Genomic DNA, 13,281 nt, shown 5'->3' on the forward strand with positions numbered 1-13,281 from the left:
AGCGAGTGGAACTGCGAAACGAGCGAGCTCGTCGTGGGCATGAACTGGGACGCCCAATGCCTGATCCGGCTCGGCGCAGTGCAGGAACAACTCGGGAAACTCACCGGACGGTACTTCGATTGTTGATTTCCACCGAATCTTGACCCACCGTTTTCATCTAAATCTGACCCACCCCGAGACAGCGTAGTACATCTATTCCGGTGTGGATAACTCGTCACTGCCTGCTGCTTTTGCTGCTCTCTTTCTGGTTGCCTTCGCCTTGGCAGAACTGGACTTGAAGCGCCAGGATTCATTGCCCGTTTCGACGATGTGGCAGTGATGGGTGACGCGGTCCAGCAGCGCCGTCGTCATCTTTGCGTCCCCGAACACGGTCGCCCACTCACCGAAGCTGAGGTTGGTGGTGATCGCGACACTCGTGTGTTCATACAGCTTCGAGAGCAAGTGGAACAGCAATGCGCCACCGGTTTGGCTGAACGGCAGGTAGCCCAGTTCGTCGAGGATCACCAGGTCGACGTACATTAGCTTATGGGCGATCTGGCCTTGTTTGCCGATGGACTTCTCCTGCTCCAGTGCGTTGGTCAGCTCGACGGTCGAGAAGTAGCGCACGCGCTTGCCGTGGCGCTGCACGGCCTCAATTCCGATCGCTGAGGCGAGGTGCGTTTTGCCGGTGCCGGGGCCACCGATGAACACGACGTTGTGTGCGCTTGCGAGGAACGACAGGTCACTGAGTTCTCGAACCAGCGCTTCATCGACGTGCGCCTGCGCGAAGTCGAAGCCCTTCAGGTCGCGGTGAGCTGGGAAGCGAGCGGCGGTCATCTGATAGGCGATCGAGCGCACCTGTCGCTCCGCCGTCTCAGCCATCAGCAGCTGCTTCATGAAGCGCTCCGGGTCGAACTCCGTGTGACGCGACTGCGCCAGCAGCTCTGGCCAGGTGCTCGCCATGCCATGCAGTTTGAGCCCCTTAAGCTGGGCGGCGATGTCGTTAGACATGACGGTCCTCCGGTGGGTTGGCGCGCAGGGTTTCGTAGCGGCTCACGTCGGCAGCCGGCTCTTCAGTAAGCTGGAGTTTCGTCGTCGCGAGGTTGGTACTCGTGGTGGGCGCCTTCAACCGGCTCAGCACGTTCAGAACGTGCTCCCCACTGGGGCGTCCCGAGTCCAGCGCTGCCTGCACGGCAAGCAGCACGGCATCGAGTCCGTGTTCGCGCACCGCGGCGAGCACCTGCGTCATGATGCGATCGCCTCCCGGGTGCTTCAGTAGGTGTCGCTGCAACTGCTGCAGCGGCTGTGGCATCGTGACGAACGGAGCACCATTGCGCAACGCGCCGGGTTTGCGCTCGACCAGCGTGATGTAATGGCGCCAGTCGTAGAAGGTCATGTGCCGCTCGAAGCTGCGTTCGTGGCGTGCGATCTCCTGGGCGTCGGCGACGACGCTGAGATATGCCGGATAGCAGCGCACGCTCACCAGCTGGTTCGTGTACTCGGTGGGCACGCTGTAGCGGTTGCGCTGGAAGTGGATGAGGCTGGTCGACGACACCCGCAGGGTCTGCTCGACATAGCCGTCGAACGGGCGTGGATTGGGCATCAGCCTGGTGCGCTCGTCCTGCAGCACGTCCTCGACCGTCAGCTCGGGCCACTGCGGGTGCCGCATCTGCCAGGCCTGACGACACTGGCCCGCGACCCATTCGTTCAGAATCTCCAGCGTTTCCCAGCGCCGTAGCGCAGCCTCGTGCCAGATCTGGCGGCGCCGGTCCTGCACGTTCTTCTCAACGATGCCCTTCTCCCAGCCGGCGGCACGGTTGCAGAATTCCGGCTCGAACAGGTAATGGCCGCACATTGCCTCGAAGCGTGCGTTGACCGCGCGCTCCTTGCCTCGGCCGACCTTGTCCACGGCGGTCTTCATGTTGTCGTAGATGCCGCGGCGCGGAACGCCGCCAAACGCGGCGAATGCGCGGGCGTGCGCATCGAACAGCATCTCGTGACTCTGGGTCGGATAGGCGACCAGCCAGAACGCCCGGCTGGCATTGAGCTTGACGTGGGCGACCTCCAGGCGTCGCCGCAACCCGCCGATGAAGGCGTATTCGCAGCTCCAGTCAAACTGGAAGGCTTCGCCGGGTTCGAAGGCCAGCGGTACATAGGCCTTCCTTCGCGGTGCTTCAGCCTGCTCCTCGTGCCAGCGTCTCACGAAGGCGCTGACGCGGCCGTAGCTGCCGACATAGCCCTCGCCGCGGATGGCCTCGAACATGAACCGGGCCGTGCGCCGGTCACGCTTCGGGCGATGACTGTCTGCCCGCAGCCAGCCCGTCAGTTGCGCGGCCCACTCGTCGACGACGCTCGGGCTGACGCGCTTCGGGTACTTCGGCTCAACGGCATCCGTCTGCCGAAGCCAACTGCGCACCGTGTTCCGGGACAGGCCCGTGCGCCTGGCAATCTCGCGCAGCGGGACCTTCTCGCGGAAATACATCCGCCTGATCTTGGCCAATATGCCCACCGTGATCACCTCTGTATCCCCTGCTCAAAGATTGAGCAGGGCATTCAATCACGTGGGTCAAAATTCGATGAAAACTACAGCCTCAGGTGGGTCAGTTCTGCGTGGACATCAACAGGAGTATCTCGCAAACTTGACTTGCCCTGTCGTTCTCTGCCTATTCCGTCACCGACTTCGAAATCGGTGAAGGCATGCGGCTCGCCACAAAGCGCTACAAGCGCTCCAGGCTCCCAAATAACGAAACTAATGTGTTTGCTATCAGGATCGTGCCTCGATCGAAACGGAGCTAGTCCCACTCTTCAACTTGTCCAGATAATCGGCCCACTTTTGCATCATCGCCCTCCGTTCGTTGATGAACTTCGTCCGGTTATACGCCTTGCCAAGCGTGTCAGGCACCGCATGGGCAAGTTGATGCTCGATCACCTCCGGCTTTTGCTCCAGTTCCTCATGAAGAATCGTGCGCGCCATCGCGCGAAAGCCATGCCCGGTGATTTCGGTCCGCGTGTCATAGCCCAAACGACGCAGAGCGGCATTGACCGCAGCATCGCTCATCGGGCGCAGCGCCGAACGGGCGCCTGGAAAGACGTAACGGCCGTTGCCAGTTAACGCGTGCAGCTCTCGCAGAATCTGGACGACTTGCGTTGCGAGAGGCACCAGATGCTCCGTCTTGGTCTTCGTGACAAGATATCGCCACTCACCCTTGTCCAAATCGAACTGCGTCCACTCTGCCTTGCGCAATTCGCCAGGTCGGGTGAAGAGCATCGGGGCAAGTTTGAGCGCGCACAGAACAGGAAAGGTGCCAGAAAAACCATCGAAGGCGCGCAGCATCTCGCCGACCTTGTCCGGTTCAGTGATAGAGGCAAAGTGTGTAGTTTGTGCCGGCGGGATTGCGTCAACCAAGTCGCGGGCAGGATCGGTCTTGCAATAGCCCTCCTTGATGCCGTACCGGAACACCCGTCCAATCTCGCTTCGCACCTTGTGGGCGGTGAACCGAGCACCACGGCTATCGATTCGCTTCAGTACCGCCAAAACTTCGGGCGCATCTATCTCTGCTAGAGGACGCTTGCCGATCCAAGGGAACACGTCTTTCTCAAAGCGAGCCTCCGTCTTCTGCCATGATCCCGGCGTGACGTACGGCCTGCGCTCCTTCATCCACCCGCGTGCAACCGCCTCGAACGAATTCGTTGCTGCAAGGCGGACGGCCCGCTTTTCGACCTTCTTCGCTTCGCCAGGATCAATGCCCGCCGCAAGTTTCTTCCGTGCGTCGTCGCGCTTCTCACGCGCTGCGACCAACGATACGTCGGGATAGACTCCCAACGCGAGCCGCTTTTCCTTGCCCGCAAAGCGGTACTTGAGACGCCAATATTTCCCGCCGGAGGGGGACAGCTCCAAGTACATACCACCGCCATCGGCAAGGCGGTACGGCTTGTCGCGGGGCGGTGCTTTGCGAACGGTGATGTCGGTCAGCGGCATAGGGCACCCTACAGCCCGAGGGGGCATATTTCCCGGGGAGCACTCGCCTCACACTCAAATTCCCCCGAAGGTGCCCCCACATGCCCCCGGATTCACGCGAGCATCGACAAACAACACCGGAATAAAAAAACCCGCGTAGCCTTATGCTATCACGGGTTTCAGAACTTCCAAGGAATTCCTTGGAAAGGCAATTGGTGCCGGCTGCAGGACTCGAACCCGCCACCTGATGATTACAAATCAACTGCTCTACCAGATGAGCTAAGCCGGCGTAAGCGCGAGATTCTACCTCATTTCACGATCTTGAGGCGAGGTCTGCTGCCGCCTTTCGAGCCATCCCCGTCGGTTTTCGGCGGTTCGTCGGCGCCTTCGGACGGTTCTTCGTTCGCACCTTGATCGGCAACCGGCGCCAGCACGACAGGCGACTCGTCGCGCCGCACCTCATCGGCCTGCTCGGCATCGTCCTCGAACGCGCCCGAATCCGCGCCCTCGCCCGCCACCGCATCGACCTGGAACGCCATCCCCTGGCCGTTCTCGCGCGCGTAGATCGCGAGCACGTTGGCCACCGGAATCTCGATCTTGTGCGCCTTCCCGGAGAACCGGGCGGTGAACTCGATCCACTCGTTACCCATCTGCAGCTGGCTCGTCGCCTCGAAGCTGATGTTGAGCACGATCTCGCCGTCACGCACGAACTGACGCGGCACGCGCGTCGAGTTGTCGACCCTCACCGCGATATGCGGCGTGTAACCGTTATCGGTGCACCACTCGTACAGCGCGCGCAGCAGATAAGGCTTCGTTGAAATCTCTTGCATCACAATCCTCGAACCCGGAGCGGGCACGCGGCACGCCGCGCCGCCCGCTCCGTCTTGCCCTCATTGCATCATCAACGACGCATGACCTTTTCGGACGGCGTCAGTGCTTCGATATAGGCCGGACGGCTGAAGATCCGCTCGGCATACTTCATCAGCGGCGCGGCGTTCTTCGACAGTTCGATGCCGTAGTGATCCAGACGCCACAGCAGCGGCGCGATCGCGACGTCGAGCATCGAGAACTCCTCGCCGAGCATGTACTTGTTCTTCACGAAGATCGGCGCGAGTTGCGTCAGGCGATCGCGGATCGCGAGGCGTGCCTTCTCGTGGTTCTTCTCCGCTGCCTTGCCCTTCTCGTTCTCGAGCGTGCTGACGTGAACGAACAGCTCCTTCTCGAAGTTGAGCAGGAACAGGCGTGCACGGGCGCGCTGCACCGGGTCGGCCGGCATCAGTTGCGGGTGCGGGAAGCGCTCGTCGATGTATTCGTTGATGATGTTCGATTCGTACAGGATCAGGTCGCGTTCGACCAGAATCGGCACCTGACCGTACGGGTTCATCACCGAGATGTCTTCCGGCTTGTTGAACAGGTCGACGTCACGGATCTCGAAATCCATCCCCTTCTCGAACAGCACCAGCCGGCAACGCTGGGAGAACGGGCAAGTTGTGCCGGAATACAGAACCATCATATTTGCGTTTCCTCAAAAAAGCCGAGGGCCGGCACGCGGCGCAACCCCTTTCACGGGTTCCGCCTTGCGCCGGCCCCACGCCGGTCAGGCGTGTTTACTTGATATCTTTCCAGTACGCGGCATTGAGCCGCCAGGCCAGGAAAGTCAGGACACCGAGAAAGACCAGCACCCACACGCCGAGGCGTTTGCGGGTCTGCTGGGCCGGCTCGGACATCCATGTCATATAGGCCACCAGGTCGGCCACCGCAGCATCATAGTCCGGCGGCGACAACGTCCCCGGCGTGACCTGCTGGAAGCCGACGAGCGTGTGGACCTTCTCGCCCGTCTCCTCGTCCGTCTTGTCTTCGAATTTGGCAGTGCGCTGCCCCTGCAGTTGCCACAATACATGGGGCATGCCGACGTTCTCGAACACCGCGTTGTTCCAACCGCTCGGCCGCGTATCGTCGCGGTAGAAACTCCGCAGATACGTGTACAGCCAGTCGCGACCGCGCGCCCGCTCCTCGACCGACAGGTCGGGCGGTGTCGTGCCGAGCCAGTTCTTCGCGTCTTCGGGCCGCATCGCGACGGACATCGTGTTCCCGACCTTGTCGGTCGTGAACAGGAGATTCGTTTCGATCTCCTTCTGGGATATGCCCAGATCCGTCAGACGGTTGTAGCGCATCAGGTTCGCGCTGTGGCAGTTCAGGCAATAGTTTACAAACAATTGCGCGCCGTGCTGAAGCGAAACGAGATTTTCCGTGTTATCGGGCGCCCGGTCGAGCGGAAAATTACCCTCCGCGTGCACGGCCGGCGCCGCCAGCAGCGCGACGGCCGTCGCCCCGATCAGCGCGAGCGTCGAAAGCAGTTTCTTCATGTCGTTCTCTCCTCGCTCTCGTTAATGGGGCTTGAAGCGCACCCGCTCCGGCGGCTGCTTGAACGTGCCAAGCGGCGTCCAGACGGGCATGCCGAGGAAGAACGCGAAGTAGATCAGCGCACAGCCCTGCGCGATCAGCGTCGAGACCGGCGATGGCGGCCGCGTGCCGAGGAACGCGAGGATCAGGAACGCCGCGACGAAGATCCCGAGGAACACCTTGTGGAACAGCGGCCGGTAGCGGATCGACTTCACCGGGCTGCGGTCGAGCCACGGCAGGAAGAACAGCGTGATCACCGCCGAGCCCATCACGACGACGCCCCAGAACTTCGATTCCGTCAGGAACATGAATACGACGATCGCCGCGGCCAGCACCGGCAGCCCGACCTTCCACTTGCCGCGCGCACGGATCAGCGCGAGCACGCCGAGCAGCGCGATCACGATCATCAGCACGATCTTGAACGGGTCGGTGGTCGCGCGCAGCATCGCGTAGAACGCGGTGAAGTACCACACCGGCGCGATTTCCGGCGGCGTCTGCAGCGGATTCGCCGGGACGAAGTTGTTCGACTCGAGGAAGTAGCCGCCCATCTCCGGCGAGAAGAACACGATCAGCGCGAACACCATCAGGAACACGCAGACGCCGAAGAAATCGTGCACCGAGTAGTACGGGTGGAACGGGATGCCGTCGAGCGGAATGCCGTCCGCGTCCTTCTTCGCCTTGATCTCGATGCCGTCCGGGTTGTTCGACCCCACTTCGTGGAGCGCGACGAGGTGCGCGATCACGAGGCCGACCAGCACGAGCGGAATCGCGATCACGTGGAACGCGAAGAAGCGGTTCAGCGTGACGTCGGAAACGACGTAGTCGCCGCGGATCCACAACGACAGGTCCGGGCCGACGAACGGGATCGCCGAGAACAGGTTCACGATCACCTGCGCGCCCCAGAACGACATCTGGCCCCACGGCAGCAGGTAGCCGAAGAACGCCTCGGCCATCAGGCACAGGAAGATCGCGCAGCCGAAGATCCACACGAGTTCGCGCGGCTTGCGGTACGACCCGTACATCAGCCCGCGGAACATGTGCAGGTACACGACGACGAAGAACATCGACGCACCGGTCGAGTGCATGTAGCGGATCAGCCAGCCCCACGGCACCTCGCGCATGATGTACTCGACCGATGCGAACGCGAGCGTCGAATCGGGCTTGTAGTTCATCGTCAGGAAGATGCCCGTGACGATCTGGTTGACGAGCACCAGCAGCGCGAGTGAGCCGAAGAAGTACCAGAAGTTGAAGTTCTTCGGCGCGTAGTACTCGGAAACGTGCTTCTTCCAGGTGGACGTGAGCGGGAAGCGCTGGTCGACCCAGCCGGTGAGACCTGTCGTGGAGACTTCCTTGTTGTCGGCCATCACGCTTCTCCTTTCTCGTCCTTGCCGATCACGAGGGTCGTCGCCGACGTGAACATGTAGGGCGGGATGTCGAGATTCTGGGGCGCCGGCTTGTTCTTGAACACGCGGCCGGCGAGGTCGTAGGTCGAACCGTGGCACGGGCACAGGAAGCCGCCCGGCCAGTCGTCCGGCAGGTTCGGCTGCGGACCCGGCGTGAAGCGTTGGCTAGGCGTGCAGCCGAGGTGCGTACACACGGCCATCACGACGAGAATGTTCTTGCGATCGGCCCGCGAGCGATATTCGTTCGCGCAATACGCGGGCAACGGCATCGAATACGGGGATTTCGAGGTCGGATCGGCCACTTCCTTGTCGGCCTTGACGACGTCGGCCAGCATCGAATCGGTGCGATTCAGGATCCAGACGGGTTTGCCGCGCCACGGCACCGTGACCATCTCGCCGGGCTTCAGGCTGCTGATGTCGACCTCGACCGGGGCTCCGGCCGCTTTCGCTTTCGCGGACGGCGCAAGCGACGCCGCGAAAGGTATGACGGTGGCTACGCCTCCCACGCCACCTGCTACGGATGTCGCAATCAGCCAGGTACGGCGGCCGCTGTCGACGCGTTTCTCTTCCTTGTCTCGCATCACACGCCCCACTTCTGAGTTGGATTTTCCGTCACGACTTTTCATTCCGCCGCTAGTTTGCGCGAATGGAGTCGCCATTTACAAGGCCCGGAGACGAAAATCCCTTCGAAGTAATTGATAGTTAAGGGTTTTCCCCCACTATCGGAGCGATTAAATCATTTCGCTTTTAAGCATGCGCTACATTGCGAATTTTCGGTGCACCGCCGCAAATCCGGCGTTCAGACCGGATTATGAATATCGATAAAAAGGTGTTCGAGATCGAATTCTTCGGACAAGTGGGCGCCGAGCGCCTGGATTCCGTAGCGCTCGGTCGCGTGGTGCCCTGCCGCAACGAACGCGACGCCGCTTTCGGCCGACGCGTGCGTGACGGATTCCGACACCTCGCCGGTCAGGAACACGTCGGCGCCCGCGTCGATCGCCGCGTCGAAATAGCTTTGCGCGGCGCCCGTACACCATGCGATGCGGCGCAACTGCATCTCCGGATCGCCGAGCACGAGCGGCGTGCGGCCGAGCGTGCGCTCGACCTTCGCGACGAAGTGCTCGAGCGAGACGGGCATCGGCAGCGTGGCCATCCAGCCGAGGTCGCCATCGCCGAAACGCTGCTCGCCGAGCAGCCCGAGCTTCTCGCCGAGCTGCGCGTTGTTGCCGAACTCGGGGTGCGCGTCGAGCGGCAGGTGGAATGCGAACAGGTTCAGATCGTTCGCGAGCAGCAGCTTCAGCCGCTGGTACTTTCGGCCGGTAATCTGCGGCGCCTCGTTGCGCCAGAAATAGCCGTGATGGACGAGCACCGCATCCGCGCCCCATTCGAGCGCGGCTTCGAGGAACGCGACCGACGCCGTCACGCCGGTGGCGATCTTCTCGATCTTGCGGCGCCCCTCGACCTGGAGGCCGTTCGGGCAATAGTCCTTGAAGCGCGCGATTTCAAGGGTATTGTTCAAGTACAATTCAAGTTCGATCCGATCCATATAAACCTCTAATCCTTTCAGATGCTTAGACGCTTCTGGCTGTTCTTCGCGCAGGCGGTGACCGTACTGCTCGCGCTGATGTTCATCGTCGTGACGCTCAAGCCGCAATGGCTGCAACGGCAAGGACAGCTCGGCAAGCAGCTCGCCACGCCGATCGTCGCGCTGCGCGAAGTCGCACCGGGCATCGGCGGCGCCCCCGCGACCACGTCGTACGCCGAGGCCGCGCAAAAGGCGATGCCCGCCGTCGTCAACGTCTTCTCCAGCAAGGACGGCTCGCTGCCGCCCGATCCGCGCGCGAAGGATCCGCTGTTCCGCTACTTCTTCGGCGACCGCAATGCGCGCAAGCAGCACGACGAACCGGCCGCCAACCTGGGCTCGGGCGTTATCGTGAGCCCTGAAGGTTACATTCTAACGAACCAGCACGTCGTGGACGGCGCCGACCAGATCGAAGTCGCGCTCGCCGACGGCCGCACGGGCACCGCGAAGGTGATCGGCAGCGACCCGGAAACCGACCTCGCCGTGCTGAAGATCAACATGACGAACCTGCCGACGATCACGCTCGGCCGTTCCGACCAGTCGCGGGTCGGCGACGTCGTGCTCGCGATCGGCAACCCGTTCGGCGTAGGCCAGACGGTCACGATGGGGATCATCAGCGCGCTCGGCCGCAATCACCTCGGCATCAACACGTTCGAGAACTTCATCCAGACCGACGCGCCGATCAACCCGGGCAACTCGGGCGGCGCGCTGGTCGACGTCAACGGCAACCTGCTCGGCATCAACACGGCGATCTACTCGCGCTCGGGCGGCTCGCTCGGCATCGGCTTCGCGATTCCCGTGTCGACCGCGCGCACCGTGCTCGAAAGCATCATCACGACGGGCTCGGTCACGCGCGGCTGGATCGGCGTCGAGCCGCAGGACGTCACGCCGGAAATCGCCGAATCGTTCGGGCTCCAGCAGAAGTCGGGCGCGATCGTCGCGGGCGTGCTGCAGGGCGGGCCGGCCGACAAGGCCGGCATCAAGCCGGGCGACATCCTCGTGAGCGTGAACGGCGACGACATCACCGACACGACGAAGCTGCTGAACACCGTCGCGCAGATCAAGCCGGGCACGCCGACCAAGGTGCATGTCGTGCGCAAGGGCAAGGAGTTCGACGTGAAGGTCGTGATCGGCAAGCGCCCGCCGCCGCCGAAGCAGGCGCTCGACGAACAGGACAGCGACAGCGAATGATCTCCGGCGGGCGGCGTACCGGCGCCGCTTGCCGGCCAAGGACGGAAACAAAAAAGGGCAGCCTGATCGGCTGCCCTGTTGCTTTGGTCCGGCGGCGTTGCTCCGGCATGCCTTCTTCACGGTGAAGAAGCTGCGGGCACCCTCGCGATCTGCGCCATCCGGTCGGCGCGCGCGGCTTCAACGCTGTCGAGGGGCCGTATCGACGACCGCGATCATGCCGGCCGCCGCGCACCGGTCCCGCATCAACTCGCGGCGCCGTTCTCCGCCTCGGGTTCTTCCGTCGGCTTCGGCACGAAGAATCGCGCGGCCAGCAGCCCGATCTCGAACAGCACGACGAGCGGCAACGCGAGCATCAGCTGCGAGAACACGTCCGGCGGCGTCACGACCGCCGCGACGACGAACGCGCCGACGATCACGTACGGCCGCATCTCCTTCAGCTTCTTCAACGTCAGCACGCCCATCCGGACGAGCAGCACGACGACGATCGGCACCTCGAACGTGACGCCGAACGCGATGAACATCCCGAGCACGAAGCTCAGGTAGTTGTCGATATCGGTCGACATCTCCGCGCCGAGCGGTGCGTTGTAGTGCGCCATCACGCGGAAGATCGTCGGGAACACGAGGAAGTACGCGAACGCCATCCCGCACAGGAACAGCACATAGCTGCTGCCGACGAGCGGCGCGACGAGCTTCTTCTCGTGCTGGTACAGCCCCGGCGCGACGAACGCCCAGATCTGGTACAGCACGATCGGCAACGCGATCACGAGCGCGACGAGCATCGTGACCTTCATCGGCACGAAGAACGAGCCGGTGACGTCGGTCACGATCATCCTGCCGCCCTTCGGCAGGTTTTCCATCAGCGGCCGCGCGAGCAGCCGGAAGATGTCGGGCGCCCAGTACACGAGCCCGAGGAACACGACGATCACGGCCAGCCCCGCGCGAATGATGCGGTCGCGAAGCTCGACGAGATGGGAAATGAAGGTTTCTTCCGGGGCGTCGCCCGGGTTCTGCTGGGGGTCGCTCACACCGGCCCTCGGTAGGATTGACGAGCGAGCATGCGCTCGGCTCAGAAGAAGCGCGTCGGCCGGCGCAGGCTGGCCGGCTGGTGGCGCGCGACACGCGCGGCGCCCGACTGCACGTGCGTGCGGCGGGTCGTCGCGCGCTTGTACCAGACAGGCGTCGCCGCCTGTTTCACACGCCAGTTGCGACGCTTCGGCGCGAGCGCGGCCGTGCTGCCGCGCCACGACGGCGCCGCGGGCGTGTCGGAGCCGTACGTACCGGCATCGACCGAGCCTTCGTTAAGGCCGCCGACCGCGGAGTTCCACGTGTCGTTCAGTTCCTTCTCGTGCTCGCGCAGGTTGTCGTGAATCGTCGTCTCGACATTGCGCGCGGCCGTCTCGAAATCGGTCTTCATCGTCCGCAACGCGTCGAGTTCGATTTCGCGCGAGACCTCGGCCTTCACGTCGTTGATGTACCGCTGCGCGCGGCCGAACAGTGCGCCGGCCGTACGCGCAACGCGCGGCAGGCGCTCGGGGCCGAGCACCACGAGCGCGACGACGCCGATCAGCGCCATCTTCGAAAGACCGAGATCCAGCATCGCGAATGCCTGTCAGCGTGCCGGCGTTACGCCTTGTTCGAGTCGGAACGCGTCGTTTCCTTCGCGTTGACGTCGACCGAGCCGTTGCGCGGCAGCTGCTGCGCATCCGCCGGCGTCTCGCCGTCCTTCATGCCGTCCTTGAAACCCTTCACGGCGCTGCCGAGGTCGTTGCCGATGTTGCGCAACTTCTTCGTACCGAAAACCAGCGCGACGATCAGCAGCACGATCAGCCAGTGCCAAATGCTCAATCCACCCATGATGAAACCTCTCCTCAACCACGCCGCGTCGCGGCGCAAATCGCCGGCGGCACGCCGGCTTCGACTATCGATGCGGGGAAACGCCCCGCGACGTCAACCCATCCGCAGCCACGGGCGCGGGCCGGCCAGAATGTGCGCGTGCAGGTGGTAAACCTCCTGCCCGCCGCCGGGGCCCGTGTTGATCACCGTGCGAAAACCGGTTTCGCCGCCCGTGTACGCGACGCCGAGCTGGTCGGCCAGACGCGCGACCAGCAGCATCAGCCGGCCGAGCATCGGCGCGTCGGCCTCGCTCGCCGCCGACAGCGTCGGCACGTGCCGGCGCGGAATCACGAGCACATGCGTCTCGGCCGCGGGGCGGATGTCGCGGAACGCGACGAATTCGTCGTCCTCGTGCACCTTCGTGCTCGGGATCTCGCCCGCCGCGATCTTGCAGAACAGGCAATTCGGATCGTGACTCATGTTGCTCCTGCGAAACGCCCGCGCGCCGGTCAGAACCAGGCCTGCGGATCGAGCGTCTTGTTGTCGTTCAGGTACAGCCAACCTTTGATGATACGGTACAGCGTCCAAATCCACGTGACAAACATGATGACGAATCCCACGCCCACGAACATCAGCGCGAAGCCGATCACGTAAGCGATCAGCGCGCGCCAGAACGTGCGGATCTGCCACTCGAAATGGTCGGCGTACGGCGTGCCGGCCACGTCGCCGCGCTTCACGTAGTTGATGATGATCGCGATGAGGCCGGTGACGCCGCCCGTCAGCCAATGAATCGCGTAGAGGCCGTACAGCACGTGCGTCAACGTGCGCAAACCGTTCAGCCGCTCGGCGTCCGCTGCACCCGGCACCGACGGCGTCGGAAGCTGGCTCGGCGTATCGGTCATGATGCTACCCCCGTTGGATGACAATTCTTA

General features: G+C 63.1%; 15 protein-coding genes and 1 tRNA gene. 1 reads left to right on the plus strand and 15 read right to left on the minus strand.

What is annotated here, in order from left to right; genetic code table 11:
• Nucleotides 1-192 precede the first annotated feature (192 nt).
• The 10 genes from istB to DIE12_RS33045 all read right to left on the minus strand — a co-directional run bounded on the left by istB (nucleotide 193) and on the right by DIE12_RS33045 (nucleotide 9,289).
• Entirely contained in the window at nucleotides 193-990 is a 798-nt protein-coding gene (istB, locus tag DIE12_RS33000) for an IS21-like element helper ATPase IstB (RefSeq protein WP_124523597.1), read from the minus strand.
• The gene (istA, locus tag DIE12_RS33005) at nucleotides 983-2,461 is read right to left on the minus strand and encodes an IS21 family transposase (RefSeq protein WP_409364395.1); all 1,479 of its coding nucleotides are present in this window, start codon (nucleotides 2,459-2,461) and stop codon (nucleotides 983-985) included. The genes istB and istA overlap by 8 nt, the downstream gene beginning before the upstream one ends.
• A 282-nt stretch (nucleotides 2,462-2,743) precedes the next feature.
• Nucleotides 2,744-3,958, minus strand: a complete 1,215-nt coding sequence (locus DIE12_RS33010; RefSeq protein WP_124523599.1) for a phage integrase central domain-containing protein — start codon at nucleotides 3,956-3,958, stop codon at nucleotides 2,744-2,746.
• Nucleotides 3,959-4,150: 192 nt separating this feature from the next.
• A tRNA-Thr gene (locus DIE12_RS33015) sits at nucleotides 4,151-4,226 on the minus strand.
• 19 nt (nucleotides 4,227-4,245) lie between these two features.
• Nucleotides 4,246-4,767, minus strand: a complete 522-nt coding sequence (locus DIE12_RS33020) for a ClpXP protease specificity-enhancing factor (protein ID WP_044845942.1) — start codon at nucleotides 4,765-4,767, stop codon at nucleotides 4,246-4,248.
• A gap of 71 nt (nucleotides 4,768-4,838) precedes the next feature.
• The gene (locus DIE12_RS33025; RefSeq protein ID WP_006400565.1) at nucleotides 4,839-5,450 is read right to left on the minus strand and encodes a glutathione S-transferase N-terminal domain-containing protein; all 612 of its coding nucleotides are present in this window, start codon (nucleotides 5,448-5,450) and stop codon (nucleotides 4,839-4,841) included.
• A 94-nt stretch (nucleotides 5,451-5,544) separates the two neighbouring features.
• Nucleotides 5,545-6,303: a cytochrome c1 gene (locus tag DIE12_RS33030; protein WP_124487863.1), complete on the minus strand. Its 759-nt coding sequence runs from the start codon at nucleotides 6,301-6,303 to the stop codon at nucleotides 5,545-5,547.
• Between the two features lie 21 nt (nucleotides 6,304-6,324).
• Entirely contained in the window at nucleotides 6,325-7,707 is a 1,383-nt protein-coding gene (locus DIE12_RS33035) for a cytochrome bc complex cytochrome b subunit (protein WP_124487862.1), read from the minus strand.
• The gene (gene petA / locus DIE12_RS33040) at nucleotides 7,704-8,324 is read right to left on the minus strand and encodes a ubiquinol-cytochrome c reductase iron-sulfur subunit (protein ID WP_124522227.1); all 621 of its coding nucleotides are present in this window, start codon (nucleotides 8,322-8,324) and stop codon (nucleotides 7,704-7,706) included. Before petA ends, DIE12_RS33035 begins: the two co-directional genes overlap by 4 nt.
• A 218-nt stretch (nucleotides 8,325-8,542) precedes the next feature.
• Nucleotides 8,543-9,289, minus strand: coding sequence for a Nif3-like dinuclear metal center hexameric protein (locus DIE12_RS33045; protein WP_044845946.1), 747 nt, complete (start codon nucleotides 9,287-9,289; stop codon nucleotides 8,543-8,545).
• A gap of 21 nt (nucleotides 9,290-9,310) precedes the next feature.
• Here DIE12_RS33045 and DIE12_RS33050 point away from each other — a divergent pair, with 21 nt between their 5' ends.
• The gene (locus tag DIE12_RS33050; protein ID WP_044845947.1) at nucleotides 9,311-10,516 is read left to right on the plus strand and encodes a Do family serine endopeptidase; all 1,206 of its coding nucleotides are present in this window, start codon (nucleotides 9,311-9,313) and stop codon (nucleotides 10,514-10,516) included.
• Between the two features lie 242 nt (nucleotides 10,517-10,758).
• Here the strand turns inward: DIE12_RS33050 and tatC are convergent, their stop codons facing one another.
• From tatC to DIE12_RS33075, 5 genes are all read right to left on the minus strand, one after another.
• Nucleotides 10,759-11,541, minus strand: coding sequence for a twin-arginine translocase subunit TatC (gene tatC / locus DIE12_RS33055; RefSeq protein ID WP_044845948.1), 783 nt, complete (start codon nucleotides 11,539-11,541; stop codon nucleotides 10,759-10,761).
• Between the two features lie 41 nt (nucleotides 11,542-11,582).
• On the minus strand, nucleotides 11,583-12,113 hold the full coding sequence (gene tatB / locus DIE12_RS33060; protein WP_044845949.1) for a Sec-independent protein translocase protein TatB: 531 nt from the start codon (nucleotides 12,111-12,113) through the stop codon (nucleotides 11,583-11,585).
• A 26-nt stretch (nucleotides 12,114-12,139) separates the two neighbouring features.
• Entirely contained in the window at nucleotides 12,140-12,370 is a 231-nt protein-coding gene (gene tatA / locus DIE12_RS33065) for a Sec-independent protein translocase subunit TatA (protein ID WP_044845950.1), read from the minus strand.
• Nucleotides 12,371-12,463: 93 nt separating this feature from the next.
• Nucleotides 12,464-12,829, minus strand: coding sequence for a histidine triad nucleotide-binding protein (locus tag DIE12_RS33070; RefSeq protein WP_044845951.1), 366 nt, complete (start codon nucleotides 12,827-12,829; stop codon nucleotides 12,464-12,466).
• A gap of 29 nt (nucleotides 12,830-12,858) precedes the next feature.
• Nucleotides 12,859-13,251 carry a hypothetical protein gene (locus DIE12_RS33075; protein ID WP_124487859.1) on the minus strand — a complete coding sequence of 131 codons (393 nt, stop codon included), beginning with the start codon at nucleotides 13,249-13,251 and terminating at the stop codon, nucleotides 12,859-12,861.
• Nucleotides 13,252-13,281: the final 30 nt, after the last annotated feature.

Source organism: Burkholderia sp. Bp9015 (assembly GCF_003853505.1).
GTDB lineage: Bacteria > Pseudomonadota > Gammaproteobacteria > Burkholderiales > Burkholderiaceae > Burkholderia.

What these genes read in the sequence shown, in the direction of transcription:
- istB (WP_124523597.1), bottom strand. Translation starts at nt 990, where the DNA reads ATGTCTAACGACATCGCCGCCCAGCTTAAGGGGCTCAAACTGCATGGC.
- istA (WP_409364395.1), bottom strand. Translation starts at nt 2,461, where the DNA reads ATGTATTTCCGCGAGAAGGTCCCGCTGCGCGAGATTGCCAGGCGCACG.
- DIE12_RS33010 (WP_124523599.1), bottom strand. Translation starts at nt 3,958, where the DNA reads ATGCCGCTGACCGACATCACCGTTCGCAAAGCACCGCCCCGCGACAAG.
- DIE12_RS33020 (WP_044845942.1), bottom strand. Translation starts at nt 4,767, where the DNA reads ATGCAAGAGATTTCAACGAAGCCTTATCTGCTGCGCGCGCTGTACGAG.
- DIE12_RS33025 (WP_006400565.1), bottom strand. Translation starts at nt 5,450, where the DNA reads ATGATGGTTCTGTATTCCGGCACAACTTGCCCGTTCTCCCAGCGTTGC.
- DIE12_RS33030 (WP_124487863.1), bottom strand. Translation starts at nt 6,303, where the DNA reads ATGAAGAAACTGCTTTCGACGCTCGCGCTGATCGGGGCGACGGCCGTC.
- petA (WP_124522227.1), bottom strand. Translation starts at nt 8,324, where the DNA reads ATGCGAGACAAGGAAGAGAAACGCGTCGACAGCGGCCGCCGTACCTGG.
- DIE12_RS33045 (WP_044845946.1), bottom strand. Translation starts at nt 9,289, where the DNA reads ATGGATCGGATCGAACTTGAATTGTACTTGAACAATACCCTTGAAATC.
- DIE12_RS33050 (WP_044845947.1), top strand. Translation starts at nt 9,311, where the DNA reads ATGCTTAGACGCTTCTGGCTGTTCTTCGCGCAGGCGGTGACCGTACTG.
- tatB (WP_044845949.1), bottom strand. Translation starts at nt 12,113, where the DNA reads ATGCTGGATCTCGGTCTTTCGAAGATGGCGCTGATCGGCGTCGTCGCG.
- tatA (WP_044845950.1), bottom strand. Translation starts at nt 12,370, where the DNA reads ATGGGTGGATTGAGCATTTGGCACTGGCTGATCGTGCTGCTGATCGTC.
- DIE12_RS33070 (WP_044845951.1), bottom strand. Translation starts at nt 12,829, where the DNA reads ATGAGTCACGATCCGAATTGCCTGTTCTGCAAGATCGCGGCGGGCGAG.
- DIE12_RS33075 (WP_124487859.1), bottom strand. Translation starts at nt 13,251, where the DNA reads ATGACCGATACGCCGAGCCAGCTTCCGACGCCGTCGGTGCCGGGTGCA.